Origin of the sequence: Streptomyces tailanensis, from assembly GCF_008386495.1 — a bacterium.
Classification (GTDB): Bacteria; Actinomycetota; Actinomycetes; order Streptomycetales; family Streptomycetaceae; genus Streptomyces; species Streptomyces tailanensis.
Genome location: NZ_VTHJ01000030.1, coordinates 48467 through 73183, shown reverse-complemented (window position 1 = coordinate 73183; position 24717 = coordinate 48467). Strand labels below are relative to the sequence as shown.

The 24717-nt window shown below is 69.4% G+C and carries 25 protein-coding genes and 1 pseudogene; 5 read left to right on the top strand and 21 right to left on the bottom strand.

Annotated features, from left to right (window positions below; translation table 11 throughout):
• Positions 1 to 67: 67 nt before the first annotated feature.
• Both F3T56_RS24040 and F3T56_RS24035 read right to left on the bottom strand, forming a co-directional pair.
• Complete coding sequence (locus tag F3T56_RS24040) at positions 68 to 1066, bottom strand: inorganic phosphate transporter (protein WP_149827450.1); 999 nt, start codon at positions 1064 to 1066, stop codon at positions 68 to 70.
• Positions 1067 to 1073: 7 nt separating this feature from the next.
• On the bottom strand, positions 1074 to 1694 hold the full coding sequence (locus tag F3T56_RS24035) for a DUF47 domain-containing protein (RefSeq protein WP_015659485.1): 621 nt from the start codon (positions 1692 to 1694) through the stop codon (positions 1074 to 1076).
• 206 nt (positions 1695 to 1900) lie between these two features.
• Between F3T56_RS24035 and F3T56_RS24030 the strand changes: the two genes are divergently transcribed.
• Positions 1901 to 2260 carry a metal-sensitive transcriptional regulator gene (locus tag F3T56_RS24030; RefSeq protein WP_149827449.1) on the top strand — a complete coding sequence of 120 codons (360 nt, stop codon included), beginning with the start codon at positions 1901 to 1903 and terminating at the stop codon, positions 2258 to 2260.
• 48 nt (positions 2261 to 2308) lie between these two features.
• On the opposite strand, the gene F3T56_RS46330 is transcribed toward F3T56_RS24030, so the two are convergent.
• From F3T56_RS46330 to mshD, 10 genes are all read right to left on the bottom strand, one after another.
• Positions 2309 to 2479: a hypothetical protein gene (locus tag F3T56_RS46330; RefSeq protein WP_172639095.1), complete on the bottom strand. Its 171-nt coding sequence runs from the start codon at positions 2477 to 2479 to the stop codon at positions 2309 to 2311.
• A gap of 131 nt (positions 2480 to 2610) precedes the next feature.
• Positions 2611 to 3435, bottom strand: a complete 825-nt coding sequence (locus F3T56_RS24025) for an SCO4651 family lipoprotein (protein ID WP_149827448.1) — start codon at positions 3433 to 3435, stop codon at positions 2611 to 2613.
• 696 nt (positions 3436 to 4131) lie between these two features.
• Complete coding sequence (locus tag F3T56_RS24020) at positions 4132 to 4566, bottom strand: NUDIX hydrolase (protein WP_149827447.1); 435 nt, start codon at positions 4564 to 4566, stop codon at positions 4132 to 4134.
• Positions 4567 to 4824: 258 nt separating this feature from the next.
• Positions 4825 to 5964: a CHAD domain-containing protein gene (locus F3T56_RS24015; protein ID WP_172639101.1), complete on the bottom strand. Its 1140-nt coding sequence runs from the start codon at positions 5962 to 5964 to the stop codon at positions 4825 to 4827.
• Positions 5945 to 8179: an RNA degradosome polyphosphate kinase gene (locus F3T56_RS24010; protein WP_172639107.1), complete on the bottom strand. Its 2235-nt coding sequence runs from the start codon at positions 8177 to 8179 to the stop codon at positions 5945 to 5947. The genes F3T56_RS24015 and F3T56_RS24010 overlap by 20 nt, the downstream gene beginning before the upstream one ends.
• A gap of 525 nt (positions 8180 to 8704) precedes the next feature.
• A complete protein-coding gene (locus tag F3T56_RS24005; protein WP_149827445.1) occupies positions 8705 to 9700 on the bottom strand; it encodes an ABC transporter permease in 996 nt (331 codons plus the stop codon).
• Positions 9697 to 10752: an ABC transporter permease gene (locus tag F3T56_RS24000; RefSeq protein ID WP_246203794.1), complete on the bottom strand. Its 1056-nt coding sequence runs from the start codon at positions 10750 to 10752 to the stop codon at positions 9697 to 9699. The genes F3T56_RS24005 and F3T56_RS24000 overlap by 4 nt, the downstream gene beginning before the upstream one ends.
• The gene (locus F3T56_RS23995; RefSeq protein ID WP_149827444.1) at positions 10749 to 11675 is read right to left on the bottom strand and encodes an ABC transporter ATP-binding protein; all 927 of its coding nucleotides are present in this window, start codon (positions 11673 to 11675) and stop codon (positions 10749 to 10751) included. Before F3T56_RS23995 ends, F3T56_RS24000 begins: the two co-directional genes overlap by 4 nt.
• Positions 11672 to 12058 (bottom strand): GntR family transcriptional regulator, encoded by a 387-nt coding sequence (locus tag F3T56_RS23990; RefSeq protein ID WP_149827443.1) that lies wholly within the window; start codon positions 12056 to 12058, stop codon positions 11672 to 11674. Before F3T56_RS23990 ends, F3T56_RS23995 begins: the two co-directional genes overlap by 4 nt.
• A 119-nt stretch (positions 12059 to 12177) precedes the next feature.
• A complete protein-coding gene (gene mshD, locus F3T56_RS23985; RefSeq protein WP_149827442.1) occupies positions 12178 to 13113 on the bottom strand; it encodes a mycothiol synthase in 936 nt (311 codons plus the stop codon).
• Positions 13114 to 13427: 314 nt separating this feature from the next.
• On the opposite strand from mshD, the gene F3T56_RS23980 reads away from it, so the two are divergent.
• Together F3T56_RS23980 and F3T56_RS23975 are read left to right on the top strand one after the other, a co-directional pair.
• The gene (locus F3T56_RS23980; RefSeq protein ID WP_149827441.1) at positions 13428 to 15239 is read left to right on the top strand and encodes a bifunctional metallophosphatase/5'-nucleotidase; all 1812 of its coding nucleotides are present in this window, start codon (positions 13428 to 13430) and stop codon (positions 15237 to 15239) included.
• Between the two features lie 128 nt (positions 15240 to 15367).
• Positions 15368 to 15973 (top strand): annotated as a pseudogene (locus tag F3T56_RS23975) (GlxA family transcriptional regulator); the annotation flags it as partial.
• A gap of 150 nt (positions 15974 to 16123) precedes the next feature.
• Here F3T56_RS23975 and F3T56_RS23970 read toward each other — a convergent pair.
• A complete protein-coding gene (locus F3T56_RS23970; RefSeq protein ID WP_149827440.1) occupies positions 16124 to 16366 on the bottom strand; it encodes a hypothetical protein in 243 nt (80 codons plus the stop codon).
• A 282-nt stretch (positions 16367 to 16648) separates the two neighbouring features.
• On the opposite strand from F3T56_RS23970, the gene F3T56_RS23965 reads away from it, so the two are divergent.
• Entirely contained in the window at positions 16649 to 17110 is a 462-nt protein-coding gene (locus F3T56_RS23965; RefSeq protein WP_149827478.1) for a GNAT family N-acetyltransferase, read from the top strand.
• 111 nt (positions 17111 to 17221) lie between these two features.
• Here F3T56_RS23965 and F3T56_RS23960 read toward each other — a convergent pair whose 3' ends face one another.
• The 4 genes from F3T56_RS23960 to F3T56_RS23945 form a co-directional block, all read right to left on the bottom strand.
• Complete coding sequence (locus tag F3T56_RS23960; RefSeq protein ID WP_149827439.1) at positions 17222 to 18094, bottom strand: hypothetical protein; 873 nt, start codon at positions 18092 to 18094, stop codon at positions 17222 to 17224.
• 248 nt (positions 18095 to 18342) lie between these two features.
• Positions 18343 to 19152 (bottom strand): hypothetical protein, encoded by an 810-nt coding sequence (locus F3T56_RS23955; RefSeq protein ID WP_246203793.1) that lies wholly within the window; start codon positions 19150 to 19152, stop codon positions 18343 to 18345.
• 262 nt (positions 19153 to 19414) lie between these two features.
• A complete protein-coding gene (locus tag F3T56_RS23950) occupies positions 19415 to 19717 on the bottom strand; it encodes a hypothetical protein (protein ID WP_149827437.1) in 303 nt (100 codons plus the stop codon).
• Positions 19714 to 19890, bottom strand: a complete 177-nt coding sequence (locus tag F3T56_RS23945; protein ID WP_246203792.1) for a hypothetical protein — start codon at positions 19888 to 19890, stop codon at positions 19714 to 19716. The genes F3T56_RS23950 and F3T56_RS23945 overlap by 4 nt, the downstream gene beginning before the upstream one ends.
• A 302-nt stretch (positions 19891 to 20192) precedes the next feature.
• On the opposite strand from F3T56_RS23945, the gene F3T56_RS23940 reads away from it, so the two are divergent.
• Positions 20193 to 20543, top strand: coding sequence for a DUF6247 family protein (locus F3T56_RS23940; protein WP_149827436.1), 351 nt, complete (start codon positions 20193 to 20195; stop codon positions 20541 to 20543).
• A 328-nt stretch (positions 20544 to 20871) separates the two neighbouring features.
• On the opposite strand, the gene F3T56_RS23930 is transcribed toward F3T56_RS23940, so the two are convergent.
• The 4 genes from F3T56_RS23930 to F3T56_RS23915 all read right to left on the bottom strand — a co-directional run bounded on the left by F3T56_RS23930 (position 20872) and on the right by F3T56_RS23915 (position 24524).
• On the bottom strand, positions 20872 to 22266 hold the full coding sequence (locus F3T56_RS23930; RefSeq protein ID WP_425473608.1) for a sensor histidine kinase: 1395 nt from the start codon (positions 22264 to 22266) through the stop codon (positions 20872 to 20874).
• Positions 22267 to 22316: 50 nt separating this feature from the next.
• Positions 22317 to 23051: a response regulator transcription factor gene (locus tag F3T56_RS23925; RefSeq protein WP_149827434.1), complete on the bottom strand. Its 735-nt coding sequence runs from the start codon at positions 23049 to 23051 to the stop codon at positions 22317 to 22319.
• A gap of 86 nt (positions 23052 to 23137) precedes the next feature.
• The gene (locus F3T56_RS23920; RefSeq protein ID WP_149827433.1) at positions 23138 to 23353 is read right to left on the bottom strand and encodes a hypothetical protein; all 216 of its coding nucleotides are present in this window, start codon (positions 23351 to 23353) and stop codon (positions 23138 to 23140) included.
• A 43-nt stretch (positions 23354 to 23396) separates the two neighbouring features.
• Entirely contained in the window at positions 23397 to 24524 is a 1128-nt protein-coding gene (locus F3T56_RS23915) for a S1C family serine protease (protein WP_149827432.1), read from the bottom strand.
• Between the last annotated feature and the right edge of the window lie 193 nt (positions 24525 to 24717).

The following is a 24717-nucleotide window of genomic DNA, read 5'->3' as shown; positions in this document are numbered from 1 at the left end:
ACTGGGGGTGCCCCCTGGCTTTTAAGGGGCGCGGGGAACTGCGCGAGCAACCCCCACTCAGCCGCACTTACAGGAACGCCAGGTTCACGATCCAGAAGCTGGTCGCGGCCACCGTTGCCGCCGCCGGCATCGTGATGAACCAGCCCAGGATGATGTTCTTCGCCACGCCCCAGCGGACCGCGTTCACGCGCTTGGTGGCGCCTACGCCCATGATCGCTGAGGTGATGACGTGGGTTGTGGAGATGGGGGCCTTGAAGAGGAACGCCGTGGTGAACATGATCGACGCGCCGGTTGTTTCGGCGGCGAAGCCCTGTGGGGGGTCGAGTTCGATGATCTTGCGGCCCAGCGTGCGCATGATGCGCCACCCGCCGGCGTATGTGCCGAGGGAGAGCATGACCGCGCAGAGGATCTTGACCCAGACCGGGATGGGGTCGCCGTAGTCCTCGACGTCGGCGATGACCAGGGCCATCACGACGATGCCCATCGTCTTCTGGGCGTCCTGGAGGCCGTGGCCGAGTGCCATGCCAGCGGCCGAGACGGTCTGGGCGATACGGAAGCCGCGCTTGGCCTTGTGCGGGTTGGACCGGCGGAAGATCCACATGATCGCGGTCATCACCAGGTAGCCGACGGCCATGCCTACGAGGGGGGAGACGAACATCGGGATGATGATCTTCTCCAGGACGCCGGACCAGTAGACCGTCGTACCGCCCGCCAGGGCCGCGCCCACCATGCCGCCGAACAGCGCGTGGGACGAGGAGGACGGCAGGCCGAAGTACCACGTGACCATGTTCCAGGTGATCGCGCCGACGAGGGCGGCGAAGAGGATGCCCATCCCCTTGGAGCCCTCGGGGGTCTGGATCAGACCCTCGCTGACGGTCTTGGCCACGCCGCTGCCGAGGAACGCGCCTGCCAGGTTCATGACCGCTGCCATCGCGAGCGCGGCCCTCGGCGTCAGCGCACGGGTCGACACGGAGGTCGCGATCGCGTTCGCCGAGTCGTGGAAGCCGTTCGTGTACGTGAAGAAGAGCGCGACGCCGATGGTCACGACCAGAGCGAAGGTGTCCATGGAGAGGTCAGGACTCCTTGACGGCGATGGTCTCCACCGTGTTCGCCACGTGCTCGAAGGCGTCCGCGGCCTCCTCCAGCACATCCACGATCTGCTTGAGCTTGAGAACCTCGATGGCGTCGTACTTGCCGTTGAAGAGGTGGGCAAGGAGCTTGCGGTGGATCTGGTCCGCCTGGTTCTCCAGCCGGTTGACCTCGATCCAGTACTCGGTGAGGTTGTCCATGGTGCGCAGGTTCGGCATCGCCTCGGCCGTCAGTTCGGCGGCACGTGCCAGTACCTCGATCTGCTGCTCGACGCCCTTGGGGAGTTCCTCGACGTTGTAGAGGACGACCAGGTCGACGGCCTCCTCCATGAAGTCCATGATGTCGTCGAGGGAGGACGCGAGGGAGTAGATGTCCTCGCGGTCGAAGGGCGTGATGAACGAGGAGTTCAGCTGGTGGAAGATCGCATGCGTGGCGTCGTCACCGGCGTGTTCCGCTGCCCGCATGCGTTCCGCGATCTCGGCCCGGCCGGCGGTGTCCGCCCCGAGCAATTCCATCAGGAGTTTCGAGCCCGTGACGATGTTGTCCGCGGATGCGGCGAACATGTCATAGAAGCTCGTCTCCCTGGGGGTCAGACGAAAGCGCACGTGGGGTCCTCGGTATGCATTGGTTTCGGTCAGGCTGATGCTAGGCGCATCATCCGGCCACGGCTAATGGGCCGTCCCCCCAGTGTCGCCCATGAGTTTTCCTGCTCGACATGGGGGCGTGGCGGCCACAGACCCCCTACCCAACAAAGTTGGTTACCATATACCCACCTGGGGTATATGCCGCGAGACGTCTGTGGGAGGACGCGATGACGACCACCGAGGCTGGAGCGACGGCGCCCGCCGAGGAGACCGGCGACGTGGTGATCACCGACCACGACCGTGGAATCCACGGGTACCACAAGCAGAAGGACGAACACCTGAAGCGTCTGCGGCGCATCGAGGGTCAGATCCGCGGGCTCCAGCGCATGGTCGAGGAGGACGTCTACTGCATCGACATACTCACGCAGGTCTCCGCGTCCACCAAGGCGCTCCAGTCCTTCGCGTTGCAACTCCTTGAGGAGCACCTGCGGCACTGCGTCGCCGACGCGGCCCTCAAGGGCGGCGATGAGATCGACGCGAAGGTGGAGGAGGCGACGAAGGCGATCGGTCGACTGCTGCGGACCTGAGGCGGGTTCTGGGGGTGGCCGGATTTCGTCGTACACGGGCCCGGCGGGCTACTGGCCGTCCTGGGCGCGTTCCTCCCAGACCCGCAGCACCTCGTCGATGCGGTCGGGGCTGAGGCGGTCGCCGTCGGTGGTGGAGGCGGCGATGATGAGGTCGCCGCAGAGTTCGATCTCGGCGAGGGCCACGTGGTCCTGAACCGCCGTACCGCCTGCCGGAGCCACGTGCATCACCTCTTCCCGCCGTCACCGGCTTCCTAGGGTAGGCAGGGGCGCACAGCCCGCGCATGGCACCAACGGACCATTTCCGGCCCTGCTTTCTCCGCCACCCGGTCCGCTCGACCGCCGCTGTTCCTCTATTCCTCGGCGATCTTCCCGGCGTAGATGTCCTGTGACCTCGGCAGTCGTACGGTGACGGGGACGCCGAAGTCGTACAGCGTCGTCGTCGAGGCGACGGCGACCGTGCCCGGGCGGCTGCCGTTGACGAAGCTGAAGCGGTGGCGGATCTTGCGGATGCGGCCCTCGTCGTCGAGGTAGACGTCGAAGGGGACACGAGCGGTGGCGAAGCCCTTGGCCGCGGCGCGCAGGGGTGCGCGGTTGCCCACCGAGGCGGTGCGGGAGGCGGCGGTGAGGTCGGCGGTGCCGCGGTAGTGACGGACCCGGGTGCCCTCGATCTCGGTCTCCCCGACGTACGTCGCCGTGCGCGTCCCGCGCAGTACCTCGGCGGCGGCGAACGGGTCGGTGGCGCCGCCGGTGACCAGGTTGCCGTCGGAGAGGGTGGCGGTGTCGACGCGGACCCATTTGTCGGCGGGGACGCCCGCGCCGCGGTTCTTCATGAACAGGGCGCCGGGGGCGAGGAGTTCGGTGATCGGGCGGTGCTCGCCGGTGCCGGCCGCGTCGTGCGGAAGCAGCACCTCCAGCCTGCCGAGCTGTCTGCCGTAGTCGTAGACGCCCTCGCCCCGGATGGTCACGCGGGTGCCGCCGGTGGCCATCTCCATCTCCGTACGGGCCCTGGAGCTGCCCGCGTCGGCGAGGGTGGGGGCGGCGCGGTGGAGGAGTTCGACGGGGTCGGCGGAGAGGGAGTCGCCGCCGCCGACGGCCCTGCCGCAGCCCAGGGGAGAGACCATCAGCCCCGCTGCGACGATCACCGCGCCCGTCCTGCTGTGCCGCCGCGCCACCATCGCCCGCAAACCCCCTGGCCGGTCCGTACCGGGTCCTCCTGTCGTTCGGTTAACGACGGGTAGGGGAGGTCGTCACGCCGGGGTGGCTGCTGCTGGTCGCCGTACTTGCCTTGGGTAACGTTGTGCGGGTGGCGCAGGATGATGACCCCCCACCTTCAGAGCCGCACCGCACGACCACCGTCGAGCAGGGCCGCTTCTGCCTGGCCCGCTGTACGTGCGGGTGGCGGGGGCCGGCGCGCAGAGCGCGGAGCACGGCCCGGACGGACGCGGAGGGGCACGCCGCGTCCGTCGCGTAAGCGCAATGCGTAAGCGCAATGCCTAAGCGCAATGCGTGAGTGCTATGCGTGGCGGAGGGTCGACAGGAACTCGTCGATCAGTTCGTGGTCCCGGGGCTGGGTGAGTTGTTCGCGGGCGGCGGGCGGGGTTAGCCAACGGACCCTGTCCACCTCGCGGTTGGGGGTTCGCAACTGTTCGCCGAGGAGTCCGCACAAGGCCGCTTTAACTCGATCGTGTGATGGTCGGCTCGCAGGCTTGCGGTGCCCTGGGCCGATCGGGTTAGCGTTGCCGTGCGATCTGGGACGCCGAGTGCGGCGCCAGCGTGCGGGGCCCCCGCTCCCTCTCTGACTCTGCGGCCACCCAGTGAGCGACGCTGACGGTCGGCGGGCCCGTCCTGACGTCGTTCCTGCTGCTCCGCCATCACCGCCCCCTCGTGCCGTCATCCGTACCGATGGTGATGAGCGCTATCGAGATCAGGTCCCGGTCCCTCTCGTGTGTGAGCCTGTTTCGGGCTTCGTCCGGCGTGAGCCAGAGAAGATCGCTTACTTCGTCGTTGGACTCAAAGGCTCCGTCGGCTGCCTCTGCCGCCCAGTAGCGGACCTCTTTGAGCCGACCCCGATGGTCGGTGTACTGGGATGACGGGAGCTCTGTCCCCAGCCGGCACCTGTGGCCGGTCTCTTCCAGCACTTCACGACGAGCCGCATCTTCGAACGTCTCGCCCTGCTTGAGCTTGCCTTTGGGCCAGGACCAATCAGCCCACTTGGGCCTGTAGACCAACGCCAGCTCCAGCTTGCCGGCGGACGAGCGACGCCACAGCACACAGCCCGCCGCGCGAACCACCGGTGCACATCCCATGGCTTCTACATCCCGCCGAGGTTGTACTTCGGCCGGTGGACCAGGCAGATTTCCAGCTCTTCGGCTAGGGCGTGCTGCGAAAGTCCCGTCGTCCGCCCGGAGGGCGGGCCTGGCGGCGTCACGGGGGTCCCCCCGCTCGAGCGAAGCCGAGAGTGGGGGAGCGTGCCGGGCGTCGCCAGGCAGACGGGACTTTCGCAGCACGCCCTAGGGGGGAGCTGCGCCACAGGACGCAGCCCGCCGCGTGGATGATGCTGTCGGTCAAGGGGTGCTCACCGCCTCCTTCTGCCAGGACTGCTGGAACGCGAAACGGGCTGCCTCCACTTCGTGGCGCTGGTCGGCGTGGAGGACACCGAGGGCGTAGGCGGTGGCCGGGGCGATACGGGGAGTACGGGCGGCGGCGGCCGCCGCGGAAGCCGCCTCGGAGGCGTCGCGGTGGCGGTTGAGGGCCTCGCAGGCGGCGAGGATGCGCAGGTCCGCGGGGACCGCGTCGCCGTGGCGGACCTCCAGGGCGTAGCGGTGCAGGCGCAGGAGGAGGCGGACCTGGTGCCAGGGGGCGTCCTGGGGGTGGGGGGTGGTGTCGGGGGAGAGGCCGTGGATGAGGGCCTCGGCGTTGTAGGGGTGGCCGGCGGTGACCAGGGGGAGGCCGGTGACCGCGTCGCAGAGGCGGTCGTGGGCGGCGGCGGCCAGGGGGCGGAGGTCGGCGGTGGCCGCGGTGGGGGTGAGCGGGACCTCGCTGGCGAGGACGGCGACGCTGTCCGCGACGGCGTGGAAGCGGGAGGAGCCGAGGGCCTGCAGGGCCGCCGAGTGGGCGCGGGTGCGGGCTAGGGTGAGCTGGCGGTCGAGGAGGGCGCCGGCTTTGGCCGCGCCTACTGTGAGGTTGCCGCGGTCGGGGGTGCTGGTGGGGCGGGTACCTGGGCCGGCGGTGCCGGGTTCCGCTGTGCCCACCCGTTCCGCCCCAGCGGAACGACTGCCCACAGCGGGGGCGGCGGCGGAACGGTTGCCCGCAGAACGGCTGCCCACCACCGACTGGGTCGGGAATGCCGTCGCTCCCGACAGCCGGTTCAGGGCTGTGACCAGGCGGTCCAGGCGGGCCGCGTAGGCGTGTTCGCGGCCCAGTGTGCCGGAGAGCCAGGCTAGTTCGGGGCGGAGGGATTCGGACCAGTCCGCGTCCAGGAGGGGGCGGAAGGTGTGGAGGGTGCCGCTGATACGGCGGGCCGAGCGGCGCAGGGCGAGGGCCGCGTCGGTGGACTCCTCGGTTCCGGCGCCCGCGCCCCCACCGGTCTCCCGGTAGGTGCGCAGCGCGCGGAGGAACTCCGTGGCACGCGCCCGCAGATAGCCGGCGAGGGCGTCCGCGGGCACGGCGGTGGGGTCCGTGGGGTCAAGGTGTTGCGTTGCCACGCCGGCGCCTCCGGGCGTCAATGAGCATCTCCTGGACATTGCGCAGGGGCTGGCCGTCGCCGTCGGTCGAGTGCCGGGTCCACTCGCCGTCCGGACCGAGGTGCCAGGAGGAGGTCGTGTCGGACATACCGGTCTCGAGCAGGCGGTTGAGGGCCGCCCGGTGGGCCGGGTCGGTCACCCTTACCAGGGCTTCTATCCGGCGGTCGAGGTTGCGGTGCATCATGTCGGCGCTGCCGATCCACACCTCGGGCTCGCCGCCGTTGCCGAAGCCGAAGATCCGGGAGTGCTCCAGGAAACGGCCGAGTACGGACCGTACGCGCACGTTGTCCGACAGGCCGGGGACGCCCGGGCGTACCGCGCAGATGCCGCGCACCCAGATGTCGACCGGCACACCGGCCTGGGAGGCGCGGTAGCAGGCGTCGATGAGGGCCTCGTCGACCATCGAGTTGACCTTGATGCGGACATGCGCGGGACGTCCGGCGCGGTGGTGCTGGACTTCCTTGTCGATGCGGGCGATCAGGCCGTCGCGCAGGGACTTGGGGGCGACGAGGAGACGGCGGTAGGTCTCGCGGCGGGAGTAGCCGGAGAGCCGGTTGAACAGGTCGGACAGGTCCGCGCCGACCTGCGGGTCCGCCGTCAGCAGGCCCAGGTCCTCGTAGAGGCGGGCCGTCTTCGGGTGGTAGTTGCCCGTGCCCACGTGCGAGTAGCGGCGGAGGGTCTCGCCCTCCTGGCGGACCACCAGGGAGAGCTTGCAGTGGGTCTTGAGGCCGACGAGGCCGTAGACCACGTGGCAGCCCGCCTCCTCCAGCTTCTTCGCCCACTTGATGTTGGCCTGCTCGTCGAAGCGGGCCTTGATCTCCACCAGGACGAGGACCTGCTTGCCGGACTCGGCGGCGTCGATCAGCGCGTCGACGATCGGGGAGTCGCCCGAGGTCCGGTACAGGGTCTGTTTGATCGCGAGGACGTCCGGGTCGTCGGCCGCCTGCTCCAGGAATGCCTGCACGGACGTGGAGAAGCTGTCGTACGGGTGGTGCAGCAGGACGTCGCGCTCGCGCAGGGCAGCGAAGATGTCGGGCGCCGACGCCGACTCGACCTCGGCCAGGTCGCGGTGGGTGCCGGCGATGTACTTGGGGTACTTCAGCTCGGGGCGGTCGAGGGCGCCGATGCCGAAGAGACCGGTGAGGTCGAGGGGGCCCGGCAGCGGGTAGACCTCGGCCTCCTTGATCTTCAGCTCGCGTACGAGCAGGTCAAGGACGTACTGGTCGATGGACTCCTCGACCTCCAGGCGCACCGGCGGGCCGAAGCGGCGCCGCATGAGCTCCTTCTCCAGGGCCTGGAGGAGGTTCTCGGCGTCGTCCTCCTCGACCTCCAGGTCCTCGTTGCGGGTGAGGCGGAAGGTGTGGTGCTCAAGGACCTCCATGCCCGGGAACAGCTCTTCGAGGTGCGCCGCGATCACGTCCTCGAGCGGCACGTACCGGTTCGGGGAGGCCTCCAGGAAGCGGGAGAGCAGCGGCGGGACCTTGACGCGGGCGAAGTGCCGGTGACCGGAGACCGGGTTGCGGACGACCACGGCCAGGTTCAGCGAGAGACCCGAGATGTACGGGAAGGGGTGGGCCGGGTCCACGGCCAGCGGGGTGAGGACCGGGAAGATCTGGTGCTTGAACAGCGTGAAGAGGCGGGCCTGCTCCTTCTCCGTCAGCTCGCTCCAGCGGACGAGGTGGACGCCCTCCTCGGCCAGCGCGGGGGCGACGTCCTCGTGGAAGCAGGCGGCGTGCCGGGCCATCAGCTCCCGGGAGCGGGCCCAGATCATCTCCAGCACCTCGCGGGGCTGGAGGCCGGAGGCGGAGCGGGTGGCCACGCCGGTGGCGATACGGCGCTTCAGGCCGGCCACGCGGACCATGAAGAACTCGTCCAGGTTGCTGGCGAAGATCGCCAGGAAGTTCGCCCGTTCGAGCAGGGGCGTGTTGGGGTCCTCGGCGAGTTCGAGGACCCGCTCGTTGAACGCGAGCCAGCTGCGCTCCCGGTCCAGGAAGCGGCCCTGGGGCAGCTGCTCGCCGTCGTAAGGGGCCTCCTCGTACGCGTCGAGGTCGGCGTCGAGGTCGGGTTCCAGGTCGGAGACCGCGGCCGTCGTGGCGTGCCGGCGGTGGTTGGCTATGGAACCGACGGACGGCTGCGGGTGCTGGACCTGGGTGGCCTGGGCGTTGGACTGGCTCATAACACCATTCTTCCGCGCCGTGAGCATTACGGGCGCGTCGGAGAGGGCTGGTGGGAGCGCGGCCGGGAGCGGGGCGACATTTCCGGCGATGTCCGCGTCGATCCTGGCGACGACATCGGCGACGTGGGCGGTGGCGTCGGCGGCGACATCGGCGGTGGAGCCGGCTGCTGCGTCGGTGGTGGTGTCGGCGGTGGCGTCCGGGGGTACGGCCGGGTCGGCGGCCGTGGCCGCCGTGGCCGCATGGTGGCCAACCCCCGCGCTCTTCCCGTTGCTTGGGCCGCTGCGTGGGGGAGGCGAGGGCTCGGGCACGACGGGGTTCATTGCGGAAGCGTCGCAAGGTCGTCTGAATCGCCGGTTACGGGGACCTTACGTGCGGGCTATCGCAGGGAGGCTCACGGGCGTCCGCGGGGGCGCCCGAAGCCCTCCGGTAGAGCCGCGGACACGCCTTTGGCACGTCCCTCCCCTCGTAGGAGGGGCGTACCGGTCCGGGGGCCGTCCGTGGGTGTGGATGCGGCGGGTCGGTCGTCAGCGGGTGGCTGTGCGGCGGCGCAGCAACCAGAAGGCCGTGACGGCGGCCAGGGCGGTGACGGCGAGGACGACACCGGTGGCCATGAGGTGCAGGGGCCAGAAGTGGGAGGGCGGGTGGACGTCGCGGTACAGGCCGGTGAGGTCGTGGTTGGCCATGCATGCGGAGAAGGCGGCTTCGCTCTCGGCGCCGAAGCAGTTCAGGAGGACGTCGTCGGCCCGGACGCCCGACTCGGTGATCACACCGAGGTCGATGTGCTCCGCGCTGTCCGGCACCGTGGTCGCGGCGAAGCCCGTGAGCCGCTCGGTGGGCCACAGCCATCTGGTGTTCCGGTCGAGGTACACGTGGAACAGGACCATGAAGCCGAAGGCCACGGCGAGCGCCGGCAGCGCCCGTTTCAGCGCCAGGCCCACCAGGGCGCCGACGGCCAGCCCGCACAGGGCGTACGCCACGGTCAGGGGGCCGAGGGCCACCATGGGCTCCGGGTTGTACCACTGGTAGCCGTACATGTCGTGCTTCGGCGCCCAGACCGCGCGGTAGAGGAGGAACAGCACGGTCGTGCCGAGGGTGAGGGCCACGGCGGGCACGGCCAGTCCGGTCGCCAGCCAACGGGTCGGGGTGACGGACTGGGTCCAGGCCAGCTGGGCCGTGCCACGTTCCAGCTCGCGGCCGAGCGAGGCGCCGGCCCAGGCGGCGACGCCGTAGGTGAGGTAGGCGATGAGCGTCCCGGTCGTGCCGACGCCGTCGCCGAAGGCCATCATCGCCTCGGCGTCGGTGCAGTCGGACTCCGACAGCGGGCAGCCGCTCAGCTTCGTACTGGCCTGCTCCAGCGTCACGAACCGCAGCCAGAGCAGCCATCCGGCCAGCAGCAGTACGTACGCGGTCCAGACCAGCAGCGCCGGGCGGTGCAGGCGCAGGACGGTCCAGGTCAGGCCGCGGGGACGCGGGCCGTCATGGCTGGGGGGAGCGATGGTGGCGCGTGCGGCGGTGGTCATGGGGTGCCTCCCGTACGCGGGGACGAGACGCCTTCCGTACGGCGGCGCAGCAGGACGAAGGCGGCCAGGACCAGCAGGGCGGTGACGGCGAGGGCGATGCCGGTCTCGACGAGCTGGAGGGGCCAGAAGTGGGAGGAGGGGTGGTAGTCGCGGTAGTAGCCGGTGATGCCGTCGGCGCCGAGGGCGCACTTGGCGTTGGCGAGACAGGGGTCCGGGACCCGGTCACCGCCGGGGCCCAGGGCGCCCTCCGTGACTGTCATGCCGAGGATGTCCGGATAGCCCTCCTTCGGCGTCGTCGTCGCGGTCACGGCCGGCCACAGGTACGGGCGCAGCAGTCCGAGTACGTAGAGCAGGCCGACCATGGCGAAGAAGCCGTAGCCGAGGGAGGTCAGGGACCTACGGGTGAGCAGGCCGGTCAGGACGCCGGCGGCGAGGCCGAGCAGGACGTGGGCGGTGGCGAGGGGGCCGTTGGCGATGAGGATCTGGCTCTCGTACCACTCCCAGGTGCCCCACTGGCCCCACTTCCCGATGTGCTCCGACCACATCAGCCGGTGCGACAGGGTCAGCAGGAGCATGCCGGCGGTGAGCAGGGCGGCGGGCACGGCGAGCTTGGCGGCCAGCCAGCGGGCGGGGGAGACGGACTGGGTCCAGGCCAACTGGGCCGTGCCGTTCTCCAGTTCGCGGCCGATGAGTGAGGCGCCCGCCCAGAGGGCGGCCAGGATCGGGGCGAGGCCGATGACGGCCGAGGCTAGCTGGACGGCCGTGTCGTACCGGTCGTACGCCGGGCCCGAGGTGTCGCAGCCCAGGTTCGGCTCCCCGTCGTGGCAGCCCGGCCGGTCGTACTCGGCCCAGGCGGCGTCCACGCCCGGTCCGGCCGCCCAGAGCAGGGCGCCGGCGGTCAGGAGCACCAGTAGTCCCCAGAACCAGACGGCCGACTGGTGCAGGCGGAGCATGGCCCGGAACAGGCCGTGGGTGGGGCTCATGGGGCGGGGGGCCGGGGCCGTCTCCGTGGCTCCGGCCGCCTCGGCCGCTTTGACGGTCGCGGCGTTCATACGGCGGCCTCCTGGACCTCGGCCCCGTCGGTCTCGCCGCCGTCCGCGCCGTCGTCCATGAGGGTGAGCGCCGGGGCCTGCGGTGCGCGCAGGTGGGCGAGGACCAGCTCCTCCAGGGTCGGTTCGTCGGTCTGCCAGCCGGCGCCGACGGGGCCCCGGGGGCGGATGAGCGCGGTGACCTGACGCCCTGTCGTACGGGACTCGACGACGGTGTGCGGGGCGAGGTCGCCGGAGGACGGGCCGGTGACCAGGGTGTGCGCGGCGAGGAGTTCGTCCAGTGGGCCCGCGAGGCGGACGCGGCCTTCGCCGAGGAGGAGCAAGTGGTCGCAGGAGCCCTCCAGTTCGGCCACTACGTGCGAGGACATGACAACCGTGGTGCCGTGCTCGGCGGAGTCCGCGAGCAGGGTGCCCATCAGCTGGTGCCGGGCGAGCGGGTCGAGGTCGGCCATCGGCTCGTCCAGGAGCAGCAGTTCGGGGCGCTTGCCGAGAGCGAGGGCGAGTGCGACCCGGGTGCGCTGGCCGCCGGAGAGGGAGCGGATCTTGGCGTCCCGGTCCAGGCCGCCCTCGTCCACGACCCGCCCGGCGACGGCCGCGTCCCAGTGTCCGGGGTTGAGCTCCCGGCCCAGGCGCAGGGTCTCGGCGACGGTGAGCTGCGGGTAGAGGGGCTTGTCCTGGGCGACGTACGCGATGCGCTCGCGGGCCGCCGCCGGGGTCGTACCCAGCACGCGGATGCTGCCCTCGGTGGGCGCGAGCAGCCCGGCCGCGTGGGCCAGGAGCGTCGACTTGCCCGCGCCGTTCGGCCCGACGAGCCCGCAGACGCGCCCCGCCGGGATCCGCAGCGTGCAGTCGTGCAGCGCCCAGCCGGCCTTCCGTCGGCCGAACTTCTTGCCGAGTGCGGCTGCCTCCAGGGCTGTGCCGGTCATGCTTCGTCCCCCTTGAAGTGTTCTTCCAGTACGGAGTTGAAAAGCGCGGCCACGTCGTCCCGTTCGAGTCCCGCCTCGCGGGCCCGGTCCGTCCAGGCGGACAGCTCGGCATGCAACGGGGAGTCCGCCGGGGTCGACCCCAGCGACTTCCGTACGAACGTGCCGAGACCGCGCCGTGCCTCGACCAGGCCTTCGCGCTCCAACTCGCGGTAGGCCTTCAGGACGGTGTTCGGGTTGATCGCCGTGGCCTCCACGACCTCGCGGGCCGTGGGCAGCTTGTCCCCTGGCTCCAGCAGGCCGAGACGCAGGGCCTGTTTCGTCTGCTGGACGATCTGCAGGTAGGTGGCGACCCCGCTGCGCCGGTCGATTCGATACTCGACCACGTGCACCACTCTTTCACTAATTGAGTAGTGAAAGAGTGGTGCAAGAAAGGGGGCGGTGTCAACATCACCGCCCCCAGTCTGTGGATAACTGCCGTCGGCTCCCGCCGGCTCCCGTTACATCAGGTTTCGCTGCGGTACATCAGGTCCGTCTCGTACGTCACGAAACCGAGGCGTTCGTACACGGTCACCGCCGCCTTGTTGTCGGCGTCGACGTAGAGCATCGCGGTGGGCAGGCCCTGTGCGGCTAGGTGGCGCAGGCCGATCGTGGTGAGTGCCTTGCCGAGGCCGCCGCCCTGGGCGCCGGGGCGGACGCCGACGACGTAGACCTCGCCGAGCCGTTCGGCGGCGTGGACCTTGGTCCAGTGGAAGCCGACGAGTTCACCGCCCCGGAAGGCCAGGAAGAAGCCGGCCGGGTCGAACCAGGGCTCGGCCTTGCGGTCGTCGAGGTCGCGCTGGGTGAGGCTGCCCTGTTCGGGGTGGTGGGCGAAGGCCTCCGCGTTGGCCGCGAGCCAGGCCGCGTCGTCCTCGCCGGGGACGAAGGTGCGGACGGTGACGCCGTCGGGGAGGACCGGCTCGGGCGGGTCGAAGTCGGCGAGGCCGCGGCGCATCTGGCGCAGTTCGCGGAAGAGGGTGAGGCCGAGGACCTGGGCGAGGTGGCGGGCGGCGGAGTGGCCGCCGTGCGCCCACACGCGCAGGCGCTTGCCGGACTCGGCGAGGAGGGCGGAGCCCAGGGCTCGGCCGTGGCCGTGGCCCCGGTGGGAGGGGTGGACGACCAGCTCGGCGGCGGGGGCCTCCACGGGGTCTGTGTCTTCCAGTTGGGCGTAGCCGACCAGTTGGTCGCCTACGCCTCCGACGGTGAGCAGGAAGTGCCGGACCCCTTCGCGGGGGCCGCCGCGGAGTTGGAGTCGGCCTTGTTCGGAGATGGCCTGCTGGCCGTCCGTGTGGGCCGCTTCCGCGATCAGCGCGAGGACGGCCTCGGTTTGGTCGGGGGTGAGTTCCAGGAGCGTCGTGATCTGGCGCGCTCCGCCGGGGTAGGCCGTGTCGTCGCTGGTCATGGGTACGAGGTTAGCTCCGCAGGGGGTAGGGGCGCCTTAGAGCTCGGGTGGTTTCCGGGTCTTGCGGCCGCGGGCTGTGTGTGGTTGATCGCGCCCACGCGGCAGAGCCGCATATGTCGCAGGCCCGCGCCCCTGTCGGGGCGCTGTTCGCCCCCCTTTGTTACCAGTCCTCCTTGATGGCAATCAGCTCGTAACCATGAACCCCCTCCCGTGCTACGCGCGTTGACCCTAGGCTTCGGCCGGACGGGGCCTGTTCTCACGTTTCTCTTACTTCTCGTACGAACCCTTACGAACCCTTAGAACCAGGGGGGCACATGTCAGCCACACCCCAGGCGCAGCGCCGTAGAAGCCGCCGTAACCGGATCCTCGCCGTCGCGGCCGGTATCGCGACCGTCGGCGCGCTGGCGGCCGCCATTCCGGCGAGCGCCGGTGAGGCCAAGACGTACAAGCCGGGCAAGGGCAAGCTGAGCCGGTACCAGGATGTGCAGCTGCTGTCGTTCAACGACCTGCACGGCAACCTGGAGCCGCCGGCCGGTTCCTCGGGCCGGGTCACGCATGTCCACGAGGACGGCCACACCGAGACGATCAACGCCGGTGGTGTCGAGTACCTGGCCACGCACCTGCGCAAGGCCCGCGAGGACAGCAAGTACTCCATCACGGCGGCCGCCGGTGACATGGTCGGCGCCTCCCCGCTGATTTCCGGTCTCTTCCACGACGAGCCCACCATCGAGGCGCTCAACGGCCTCGACCTGGACGTGACCAGCGTCGGCAACCACGAGTTCGACGAGGGCGCCAAGGAACTGGCCCGCATGCAGAAGGGCGGCTGCCACCCCACCGACGGCTGTTACGTCGAGGGTGAGGAGTTCGAGGGCGCGAACTTCCCGTACCTCGCCGCGAACGTCATCGACGACAAGACGAAGAAGCCGCTCCTGAAGCCCTACTGGGTGTGGAAGAAGGACGGCGTCAAGATCGGCTTCATCGGTGTGACCCTGGAGGACACCCCGGGCGTCGTCTCCGCCGAGGGCGTCAAGGGCCTCACCTTCAAGGACGAGGTCGAGACGATCAACAAGTACGCCAAGGTGCTGGAGCGCCAGGGCGTCAAGTCGGTCGTCGCGCTGATCCACGAGGGCGGTGCCCCGGCCTCCACCGCGTACAACTACGACTGCGATTCGCCCGGCGCCGGTGACGGCATCTCCGGCCCGATCGTCGACATCGCCAAGAACATCACCCCGAAGGTCGACGCCCTCGTCACCGGCCACACGCACGCCGCGTACGCGTGCACGATCAACGACCCGTCGGGCAAGCCGCGCACGGTCACCTCGGCCGCGTCCTTCGGCCGGCTGTACACCGACACGACGCTGACGTACGACCGCTGGACCGGGGACATCTCCCGTACGGCCGTGAAGTCCGCCAACCACGTCGTCACCCGTGACGTCGAGAAGGCCGCGGACATGACGGCCCTCATCAGCAAGTGGAACACCCTGGCGGCCCCCGTCGGCAACCGCGCCATCGGCTACATATCCGCCGACATCCCCAACACCGGCACCGAGTCCCCGTTGGGCGATCTCATCGCCGACGCGCAGCTCGCCGCCGGCAAGGCGCTGGACCCGGAGACCGACCTCGCCCTGATGAATCCCGGTGGTGTGCGCATGCCGCTCACCTACGCGGCCAAGGGCACCGAGGGCGACGGCGTCGTGACCTACGCCGAGGGCTTCGACGTCCAGCCGTTCGCCAACACGGTGAACCTCCAGGACTTCACGGGCGCCCAGCTGATCTCGGTCCTCCAGGAGCAGGTCTCCGGCTCGAACGCCGCGTCCCCGAAGATCCTCCTGCCGTCGACCGGGTTCACGTACACCCTCGACCTGACGAAGTCCGGCGCCGACCGCATCGTCGTCGACTCCGTCAAGCTGGACGGTGCGGCCATCGACCCGACCGCCACGTACCGCGTCGCGACGAACAGCTTCCTCGCGGGCGGCGGCGACGGCATCCCCACACTCGGCCAGGGCACGAACGACCTGGTCGGCGGCGACGACCTCGCGGCGCTTGAGGCCTACCTGATCGCCAACTCCTCGGCGAGCAACCCGCTGGCCCCGCCGGTCGCGAACCGGATCACGATCGTGCAGTAGTCGACGCAGCTCAGCAGCTCAGCAGCTCAGCAGCTCAGTAGTTCCCGAAGGGCCCGAGGCACCTGCCTCGGGTCCTTCGCTGTCATGTCTAAGTGGTCGAGTCTGGAAGTCCTTCGGGGGACGCAGCGGTGGCCAGCGTCTGCGCCGGAGCCGAGGCGCTCGGCCGGGCCGACCTGCTCGACGGCCGCCACTGCACCACCCACCACGACGTGCAGGACGAGCTGGCCCTGCGCCACCCCAGGGCGGTGGTCGTCCGTGACGTCCTGTTCACCGCCGACGACCGGGTGATCACCTCGGCCGGCATCGCAAGCGGCGTCGATATGGCCCTGCACCTGGTCGCGACCCGGCACGGCCCGGCCGTCGCCGCCCAGGTGGCCCGGGACATGGTCGTCTACGCTCGCCGCAACGGCCATGAGCTTCAGGCCAGCGTGATGCTCCGGCACCGGTCCCACCTCCACGACACCGTGCACCGCGCCCAGGACCTCATCGACGCCCGCTTCGACCAACCACTCCCCCTGCCCACCCTGGCCTCGGCCGTCGGCGTGAGTGAACGCACCCTCACCCGTCTCTTCAGCCGCGCCACCGGGCTCACCCCGCTGCGCTACCAGCAGACCCTCCGCCTCGAACGCGCCCAACACCTCATCAGCCACGGCGCGACGATCGACGCCGCCGCCCGCTCCGTAGGTTTCGAGGATCCGCGCATGCTGCGCCGCCTCCGCGCCCGCGTGGCCTGACCACGCCAGGCGACCGAGCGCGGGTCTGTACCGTACTTGGTGTAACGGCGGGATCTGAGGAGATCCCTGAGGTCCGAACAGCCAAGCGAGCCACGTGGCTTAGTCCGTCGCGTTCGAGGGTGTCGACCCCTCCGGTGACATTGCGTGAGCTCACTCCAGCCGCCTGGGCCATTGGCCAATGCTGATCCCACCATCGGGTATGACGCTCAGACGGATCAGGAGGTCGAGCGCCCCCGCGCTCAGCCCGCGCCCCTCGGCCCCGCGGGCGCGCAGGCGTTCGATGGCGTGGAAGGCGCTGCGGACCGCTCCTGCGCCTTCGAGGGCCAGAGTGTCGTCTCCTGCGGTGAACTGGGCCATGGCAGACCTCACCCGGGGGTCGAAGAGACTCTCCATCGAGCGAGGCTGGACGGAGAGTTACGTACTTGCTTCATAATGAAGTAGGGTCTAATGCGGCTTCGCTGACTTGCCAAGCCCTGGCGTCCCGGGGGACGCCCTCGGACCCTCACTTACCGCCCCCGCCATCTGACCGACTCCATCGGGCCCAACACCCGCCGCTGCGTCCCCCGAAGGACTTCCAGACTCGACCACTAAGCTTCCGCCGTGGACGACATCACCCAAGGCACGGGCATACGGATCAGGCCGGGCGGCCCCGCCGACGCGGCGGCCGTCCTCGCCATGCTCGACTCCGCGGTGAGCTGGATGAACGCGCGCGGCAACACCGAGCAGTGGGGCACGATCCCGTACTCGCGGAGAGCCGGCGGGCCGGAGCGGGTCGAGCGGTACACGACCGAGGACGACCCCTACATCGCGGAGCTGGACGGCACCTCCGTCGGGGCCCTGATGCTGGACTCCGGACCCAGCCCGCAGATGCCGATCGCGCCGGCCTGGGAACCCGAGCGGTACGTGCGGCTGCTGGTCTCCGACCGGCGGTACGCGGGGCGGGGCATCGGGGCGGCGCTGCTGGCCCACGCCGCTGAGGAGACCCGGCGGGCCGGCGTGGACCTGCTGCGGGTCGACTGCTGGGCGGGCGGCGGAGGCGAACTGGTCGCGTTCTACGAGCGCAACGGCTTCACACCGACCGAGCGTTTCCTGTCAGACTCCTGGCCGGGACAGGTACTGGCCCGCCGGGTCGGTTGACGGCCCACGCGGGCGACGACACGGGTGTCGTGCCCTGGGCTCTCAGCAGGTCGAGGGCTACGCGACCGTACTCGGTGAGTACGGTCACGTAGCCCTCGAACGGGGGAGGGATCAGCGGGCGCAGGTCGACGGCTTGAGCTTCTGCTCGATCTTGCTCTCCACACCGTCGGGCTCCTTGGTGCCGTTCCAGGTCTTGATGAGCTGGTCGGAGTGGCCGTCGATGTAGTAGCCGTACGAGTAGATGCGCTTGTACGAGCTGTCGCGGCCGCGCCACGTGCCGACCTGCGTCACCGAGCCGCCCGAGTTCTTCCAGGCGTACGACCAGATGTCGATGACCGGGTTGACGCGCACGACTCGCTTGTACGGCTTCCAGGTCACGGCGATCTGGGTGCACGGCGGGATGGACTTCTCGCTGCGCCGCTCGAACGACCGGGTCTCCTCCCAGCCCCACTGGTAGCTGAAGTTGCCGCCGAGCTTGCCGGTGAAGATGCTCTTGGCGAGACCGAAGTCGACGGAGCCGCCGATGCTCTTCGACGCCGAGGTCTTGCTGGAGTAGCCGCGGACGAACGTCTCCTTGTCGTCCGTGGAGCCCCGGTTGGCGATGAACTGCGAGATGCGCTCCTCCTTGCCCGTGTAGGTCCAGGTGGAGGCCTGCGGGTAGAAGCAGCGCCCGGTGAAGACCTCCCAGTCGCCGCGCGGAGCGCGGACCGAGCTGATCTTCCCGACGTAGTCCCACTCCTTGCGGAACTCGCCGGTCTTGACGTTGTACGCACCGAAGTGGACGTCCTCCGCCCGGCCCTGGCTGCAGAACAGCTCGATGAGCCAGTCGGTGTTGCCGGGGTCGATGCCCCGGATGTTGTGCGCGCCCATCGGCCCGGCGGCCTGGGCGGAACCGGCGCCGGCGAGAACACCGGTCACGGCCATGGCGGTGGACGCCGTGACCAGGGTGGTCTTCTGCAGGAATGACTTGAGTACGGATACCACGTTGGTGCTCCTACTGCTGTCGACCGGTGTAGGCGGCCACCGGACCTGTTTTGTCTGGGGGAACACACAGCAGGGAACACGGCGCTCATCGGAGGCCCGTCGGAGGCTTCTCAGAGTTCTCTCATAAACGCGTCAAGCTATGGTCACGCAAAACATGCGATTCTTGCGCGAAACCTTCGCTTAACCGGTAAGCGGTTCGAGGGCCACGAGAAAGATCTTGTGGCCCTCGAACGGAATGACAGGCTGACTCAGTCGGTGCAGGTCTTCGGGTCCAGTTTCTCCTCCACCTTGTCCTCACGGCCGTCGGGCTGGCCGTTGGGGAGGAGCTTGTCGGAGATGCCGTCGATGTAGTAGCCGTACGAGTAGATCGTGCGGTAGTCGCGGCCCCGCCAGCTGTGGACGGTCACGTCACCGTCGCCCTTGTTCCACTGGTAGTCCTCGACGTAGAAGATCGGGTTGACCCGAACCACGCGTTGGTACGGCGTCCAGGTCACGGCGACCTGGGTGCACGGCGGGATGGACTTCTCGCTGCGGCGCTCGAACCGGGACTCCTTCTCCCAGCCCCACTCGTAGGTGAAGCTGCCGCCCGCGCTGCCCGAGAAGATGCTCTTGGCGGCGGAGAGGCTGATGTTGGCGCCGACGCTCTTCTTCGCGAACGTCTTGGTGCCGTAGCTGCTGACGAAGGTCTCCTTGTCGCCCTCCGACCCGCGGTTGCCGATCCACGGCGAGGTGCGGACGGTGTCGCCCTTGATGGACCAGGTCGAGGCGTGCACGTTGCCGCACCAGCCGCGGAAGATCTCCCAGTCACCGGCCGGCAGCCACAGGCCGACCACGTCCCGCAGGTACTCGTCGTGGGTCTTGAACTCTCCGGTACGGACGTTGAGGGCGCCGTACACGCCGGTCAGGCTCGTCTCCTGGCCGCACAGCCGCTCGATCATCGAGTCGGTGTCGCCAGGGTCCACGCCCCGGATGTTCGTCGCGCCGCCCGGCCCGGCGGCGGCCTGAGCGGAACCGGAACCGGCGATGACCCCGGCCAGGGCCAGCGCGGTGGATGCCACAGCGAGTGTGGTCTTTTTGAGGCTTGCTTTGAATGCAGTTCGCATGGTGGTGCGCTCCTACTGGGTGTAGGTCGGCGTCGGCGGCCACCGGTTCTGTCGTCTGTGGGAACGGAGAACTCGAAGAACTCAGTAAGCAGAGAACACGACCCACATCACAAAGGCCTCAGATATTTCTCAGACTGGCCTCAGAAACGTGTCACGGGTTCGTCACGCAAGATCCACAAGTCTTGTGCGGGGGAACGCCGTTGGGGCGAGCCGGCGCTCAAGGGTCGCCCTCGCCGTCGGCCGCGTCGATCCGTTGCCCTCTGCTGGCCGCGATCCGCAGCACGTCCTCCAACGACTCCGCCGCCCGCGTCAGCGCGAACCGCAACGCCCGCTCCCCGGCCGCCGAGTCCGCGAGTACGGCCCTGCCGCCGGCCAACACCTCCTCCGCCGAGCCGAGTTGCATGACCTCCACGCTGTCGGCGAGCTGGGAGAGGGGGCCGGGGTACGCGGTGTCCGGGTCGAGGTAGCAGGGCTTGCCGTCCGGGGTGGTCCAGGGCAGCAGCCGCAGTCCGGGCATCATGCGGGGACTCCTTCCATGCCGTACGCCACGTAGAGCTCCTCCGGGGTGAGGACGTAGGGCCGTACGAAGTTGCCGTACGGCTCGAAGGGCCAGAGGTCGTCGACGGGCTTCGGACGGGGAGGGGGCGGCGGCCCGGGGTCCAACGGCTCCTCTTCATGGTTGAGTTGATCCATGGCCCGCCACCCGACGCCGACCGCGTCCGGGGAGCAGTACCTCGCAGAGTTTCGCGACGAACGCGCGCATGGCGAAGCCTCCTGATTCAGGGCAGGGGGATTTGACGAGCGGTGATTACCGTTCGTAACGAGGAACTCGATCAAGGGCCCGATGTGCTGGCCAACCTGTACGCCTTGGCCGCTGAGAAGACGCGCGCCCAGGGCCTGCTGCCTCCGCCTGAGTGGGTGCGCGGACAATCCGCGCGGGGACGGTGAGCGCGGCAATGGTCGTAGACACGGCGCGCAAAAGGAGGACCTCGATCATGGCTGCCCACGTTGCGGAACCCGATCCGATCATCCCTCCCATGCCCGAGCGGACCCCGATGGCGTTGCGTGAGGCCATCGTCGAGCACACTCCCGAACTCCTCCCGGATTTCGATGCGCACTGGAAGCGGGCGATCGCCGACGCCTACAACCTCGGGCCGGTGTCTGCGTTCATGGCCCTCTGGTGGGGTGAGTACGCCCTCGCCCGCGACCCCGAGCTGGACGCGCACGTTCGCGATCTTGAACACCGAGCCGCGTACGAGTGCACCGACATCGCCGAGGCCAAGGCTCTCCTCGAAGAGGCGGCGAAGATTCATCACCGGGTCCGTGAACTGGAGCCCGGCGAGTGACTGATGGGTTCATGGGGCCGCCTTGGCAGGCGGACTGGCGATCGATGCTCTCGCCATCTTCGAGGCGCTGCCCGACCACGCTCGTGAGATCGCCCTCGCGGCGCGCGCTGAGCTGGTCACGGCGAAAGACCGGTTTTCCGCGGCATCGATGCCGATGCCGGACTTCCCGAGGGCATGTGGGTCGTGCCGGTTCGGTCCACTGAACCGAAGGGCCGCCACCTCTGCTTCTTCGACCACGGAAACGGCTGGTTGAAGTACAGCTTCGTCCGCCGAACCGAAGATCCCCAGATCGTGATCGAAAAGGTCTTCTGGCAGGTTTACGAACCTCCTACGGAACCTCCGGCGGAACCGTAGCCGCCCCCGGCAGTCGTACCGTCGCCACCGTGCCGTCGCCCTCGGCACGGGTCAGGGTGACCTCGCCGCCGGCCTGTTCCACCGTGCGGGCCACGATGGACAGGCCCAGGCCGGAGCCGGGCAGCGCTCGTGCCGAAGGCGAGCGCCAGAAGCGGTCGAAGACGTGGGGGAGTTCGTCGGTGGGGATGCCTGGGCCGTGGTCGCGGACCGTCAGTACTCCGTCGTTCAGGGCGACCTCGATCGTGCCGCCCTCGGGGCTGAACTTCACCGCGTTGTCGAGGATGTTGACGATGGCCCGCTCCAGGGCCGAGGGCTCGGAGCGGACGTACCACGGTTGAAGGTCCGCCGTGATCGTGAGTTCGGGGCCGCGCAGACGGGCCCTCCGCAGGGCCGCCTCCACCGTCTCCTGGAAGTCCACGACTTGGAGGTGGCGGCCACCCTGCTGGCCCGAGTCCGAACGGGACAGCTCCTGCAAGTCGCCTATCAGGGAAGCCAGTTCGGTCATCTGGGCCTTCACCGAGGCGAGCAGCGCCTTGCGGTCCTCGGCCGGGATCGGGCGGCCTGTCTCCTCGCTGCGGGTGAGGAGTTCGATGTTCGTGCGGAGGGATGTGAGGGGCGTACGGAGTTCGTGGCCGGCGTCCGCGATCAGTTGCTGTTGCAGCTCGCGGGAGTTCGCCAGCGCGCTCGTCATCGAGTTGAAGGAACGGGAGAGGCGGGCCACCTCGTCCTCGCTTTCGTCCTCCACGGGGATACGGATGCTCAAGTCCTCGGTGCGCGCCACATGCTCGACCGCCTCCGTGAGCTTGTCGACCGGGCGCAGACCCGCCCGCGCCACGGCCAGGCCGGCGGCTCCGGCGCCTACGACTCCGATGCCTGAGACGAGGAGGAGGATCAGGGCGAGGTCGTTGAGGGTGGCCTGGGTGCCGTCGAGGCGCTGGGCGACGAGGACAGCCGCGTTGGACGTAGCCCCCGTGTCCCGGTTGAGGATGCTCACCGGATAGGCCATGACACGTACGTCGTTGCCTTCCGTGTCGGTGCTGTTGTGGAAGACGGCCTGAGGGTTTTCCGTTTCCTTGGCGACGTCCTTGTCCGTCTGTGTGACCTTGAGCGTGCCGTAGGAGAACGGCAGGACACAGGGCGTTCCGTCCTCCAGGACCACCTGGGAGTACGTGTTCCGGGGGCCGAAGCGGACGTCCTCCTGCGGGGTCCGCGCGCAGTCGACGAGCGCGGTGCCGGCCTGATCCTGTGCCATGCGCATCGACTTCGTCAGCTCATCGTTGATCTGGTCGTACAGCTTCCCCTGCACGATGAACCAGCACGTCACCGACACCGCCGCCACCGCGAACGCCACCGCCGCCGCGACCAGCATCGACAGCCGCGTGCGGATCGGGAGAGACCGGTAGCGGCGTATGACCTTCTTCACTCGGCGCCGCCTTGTCGCAGTACGTAGCCGACGCCCCGCACGGTGTGGACGAGGCGCGGCTCGCCGCCCGCCTCGGTCTTGCGGCGGAGGTACATGACGTAGACGTCCAGGGAGTTGGAGGACGGCTCGAAGTCGAAGCCCCAGACGGCCTTCAGGATCTGCTCGCGGGTGAGGACCTGGCGGGGGTGGGCCATGAACATCTCCAGGAGCGTGAACTCCGTACGGGTCAGCTCCACAGGCCGCCCGCCCCGCGTGACCTCCCGCGTCGCCAGGTTCATCCGCAGGTCCGCGAAGGTGAGCGCCTCGTCCTGCTCGGCCGTCTCCGTCACGGCGGCCGCGTACGAGCTGCGGCGCAGCAGCGCGCGGACTCGGGCGAAGAGTTCGTCGAGCTCGAAGGGCTTGACCAGGTAGTCGTCCGCGCCGGCGTCGAGGCCGGTGACGCGGTCGCCGACCGTGTCACGGGCGGTCAGCATCAGGATGGGGGTCGTGTCGCCCGCGCCGCGGATACGGCGGGCGGCGGTCAGACCGTCCATGCGTGGCATCTGGACGTCGAGGATCACCAGGTCCGGCTGGTACGAGGCCGCCTTCTCCAACGCGTCCGCGCCGTCGACCGCGACCTGGGTGTCGTAGCCCTCGAAGGCGAGACTGCGCTGCAGCGCTTCGCGTACCGCCGGTTCGTCGTCGACGATGAGGATGCGCTGGGGTTCGGGGGCGCCTTCGGCGGGGCTCATGGTGTTTTCGTTCCTCGGGAGTGTGGGACGTGACGTGGTCTTGGCTGGTCCTCAGCCTCGCACGTTCCAGGGCCGGGGGATAAGGATCAGTTGCGTACCGTACGGCGGTGCAGCCGGGCCGCTGTGTTGCGGCGCGCCGTCGCGCGAGCGACCGACGCCACCTCGGGGGCTCGGGTCACCGGCGGGTGCAGTTCGGCCGCCACCGCGAGGGCGAGGCGCAGTCCGGCCGGGTCGCCGGCGGTCACGACGTCGTGTGAGACCTGCTGAATCGAGACCTGCTTGATCGAGACCTGCTTGATCATTTCGACCTCCAAGGTCGGAAGAAGGGTCAGCTGTCGGCCGGTGTCAGTCCGAGCCGCCCGCCCGCAGCGTGCTCAGGTCGGACTTGACGGTGTTGATCGGGATGGCGAAGCCGAGGCCGACGCTGCCGGCGCTGGAGGAGGAGGTGGCGTCGGAGGCGGAGTACATCGCGGAGTTGATGCCGATGATGTTGCCGTTCATGTCGATGAGGGCGCCGCCGGAGTTGCCGGGGTTGAGGGACGCGTCGGTCTGGAGGGCCTTGTACGTCGTCGTGGACGAACCGGTGTCGCCGTTGAACTGCTGGCCGCCGAACTCGAACGGCCACTGCCCGCCGCCGCCCTGCTGTTGCTGCTGGCCCTGGCTCTCCTCCGTCGAGACGGTGACGTCACGGTCGAGCGCGGAGACGATGCCGCTGGTCACCGTGCCGGTCAGGCCCTCGGGGGAGCCGATCGCCACGACCTCGTCGCCGACCTTGACCGCGTCGGAGTCGCCCAGCGTCGCCGCCTTCAGACCGGAGGCGTCCTGGAGCTTGATGAGGGCGAGGTCCTTCTTGCTGTCGGTGCCGACGACCTCGGCGGTGTACGACTTGCCGTCGCTCGTCGTCACCTTGATCTCGGAGGCGCCGGAGATCACATGGTTGTTGGTGATGATCTCGCCGTCGCTGGTGATGATCACGCCGGAACCGGTGGACTCACCCGCGCTCGAACTGGCGCTGATCTCCACGATGCTCGGGCTGACCGCCGTGGCGACCCCGGAGACCGTGCCCTTCTGGCTGGTCGGCACCACGCTGGTGCTGGTGGAGCTGGCGGCGACGGTGTCCGAGCCGGTCAGCTCCTGGATGCCGTACGCCGTACCGCCGCCTATCGCCGCCGCGACGATCGCCACGGCCGCGAGGAGGGCGAGCGGGCCTCGGGCGCGCTTCTTCGGAGCGGGCGCGGGGGCCGGAGCGGCGACCTCCGGGGTGGCGGCTGCCTCCGGGGCAGCGGCGGCCGGCGGCTGGTACGACGGCGGAGGCGGCCACTCCGGGTTCACCGGGTTCACCGGGGCGGAGGCGTGCTGCTGCTGGAGGTACGCGGGCTGCTGCTGGGTCTCGCCCTCGGCGTACCCGGAGTGCTGCTGCTGACCCTGGAAGGGGTTCTCGTACTCGCCGCTGCGGCGGAGGCTCTCGGTCATGACTCAGAGCTTGCAGCGCGACCATGAGACCTTCCTGAGTGCTCCCTGAGAAGCCCCCCAGAACCTCGTTCGCACCGAATAAAGGCGCCCGGCTCCCGCAGGTCAGGGAAACAAAGGGTGGCTGTGAGGTGATGCACAGGAACGCAGCCTCCGAATACTTGTCCGACTCCTGTGATTCCTGTGTACGGCGTGA

Excerpts from the sequence above, each read along its gene's own strand:
- F3T56_RS24005 (WP_149827445.1), bottom strand. The coding sequence starts at position 9,700 with ATGACCACCGCCGCACGCGCCACCATCGCTCCCCCCAGCCATGACGGC.
- F3T56_RS24010 (WP_172639107.1), bottom strand. The coding sequence starts at position 8,179 with ATGAGCCAGTCCAACGCCCAGGCCACCCAGGTCCAGCACCCGCAGCCG.
- F3T56_RS23920 (WP_149827433.1), bottom strand. The coding sequence starts at position 23,353 with ATGATCAAGCAGGTCTCGATCAAGCAGGTCTCGATTCAGCAGGTCTCA.
- F3T56_RS24000 (WP_246203794.1), bottom strand. The coding sequence starts at position 10,752 with ATGAACGCCGCGACCGTCAAAGCGGCCGAGGCGGCCGGAGCCACGGAG.
- F3T56_RS23965 (WP_149827478.1), top strand. The coding sequence starts at position 16,649 with ATGCTCGACTCCGCGGTGAGCTGGATGAACGCGCGCGGCAACACCGAG.
- F3T56_RS23915 (WP_149827432.1), bottom strand. The coding sequence starts at position 24,524 with ATGACCGAGAGCCTCCGCCGCAGCGGCGAGTACGAGAACCCCTTCCAG.
- F3T56_RS23970 (WP_149827440.1), bottom strand. The coding sequence starts at position 16,366 with ATGGAGAGTCTCTTCGACCCCCGGGTGAGGTCTGCCATGGCCCAGTTC.
- F3T56_RS24030 (WP_149827449.1), top strand. The coding sequence starts at position 1,901 with ATGACGACCACCGAGGCTGGAGCGACGGCGCCCGCCGAGGAGACCGGC.
- mshD (WP_149827442.1), bottom strand. The coding sequence starts at position 13,113 with ATGACCAGCGACGACACGGCCTACCCCGGCGGAGCGCGCCAGATCACG.
- F3T56_RS24020 (WP_149827447.1), bottom strand. The coding sequence starts at position 4,566 with ATGGGATGTGCACCGGTGGTTCGCGCGGCGGGCTGTGTGCTGTGGCGT.
- F3T56_RS23925 (WP_149827434.1), bottom strand. The coding sequence starts at position 23,051 with ATGAGCCCCGCCGAAGGCGCCCCCGAACCCCAGCGCATCCTCATCGTC.
- F3T56_RS23995 (WP_149827444.1), bottom strand. The coding sequence starts at position 11,675 with ATGACCGGCACAGCCCTGGAGGCAGCCGCACTCGGCAAGAAGTTCGGC.
- F3T56_RS23940 (WP_149827436.1), top strand. The coding sequence starts at position 20,193 with ATGGCTGCCCACGTTGCGGAACCCGATCCGATCATCCCTCCCATGCCC.
- F3T56_RS23945 (WP_246203792.1), bottom strand. The coding sequence starts at position 19,890 with ATGGATCAACTCAACCATGAAGAGGAGCCGTTGGACCCCGGGCCGCCG.
- F3T56_RS24025 (WP_149827448.1), bottom strand. The coding sequence starts at position 3,435 with ATGGTGGCGCGGCGGCACAGCAGGACGGGCGCGGTGATCGTCGCAGCG.
- F3T56_RS23980 (WP_149827441.1), top strand. The coding sequence starts at position 13,428 with ATGTCAGCCACACCCCAGGCGCAGCGCCGTAGAAGCCGCCGTAACCGG.
- F3T56_RS23930 (WP_425473608.1), bottom strand. The coding sequence starts at position 22,266 with ATGCTGGTCGCGGCGGCGGTGGCGTTCGCGGTGGCGGCGGTGTCGGTG.
- F3T56_RS24040 (WP_149827450.1), bottom strand. The coding sequence starts at position 1,066 with ATGGACACCTTCGCTCTGGTCGTGACCATCGGCGTCGCGCTCTTCTTC.
- F3T56_RS23950 (WP_149827437.1), bottom strand. The coding sequence starts at position 19,717 with ATGATGCCCGGACTGCGGCTGCTGCCCTGGACCACCCCGGACGGCAAG.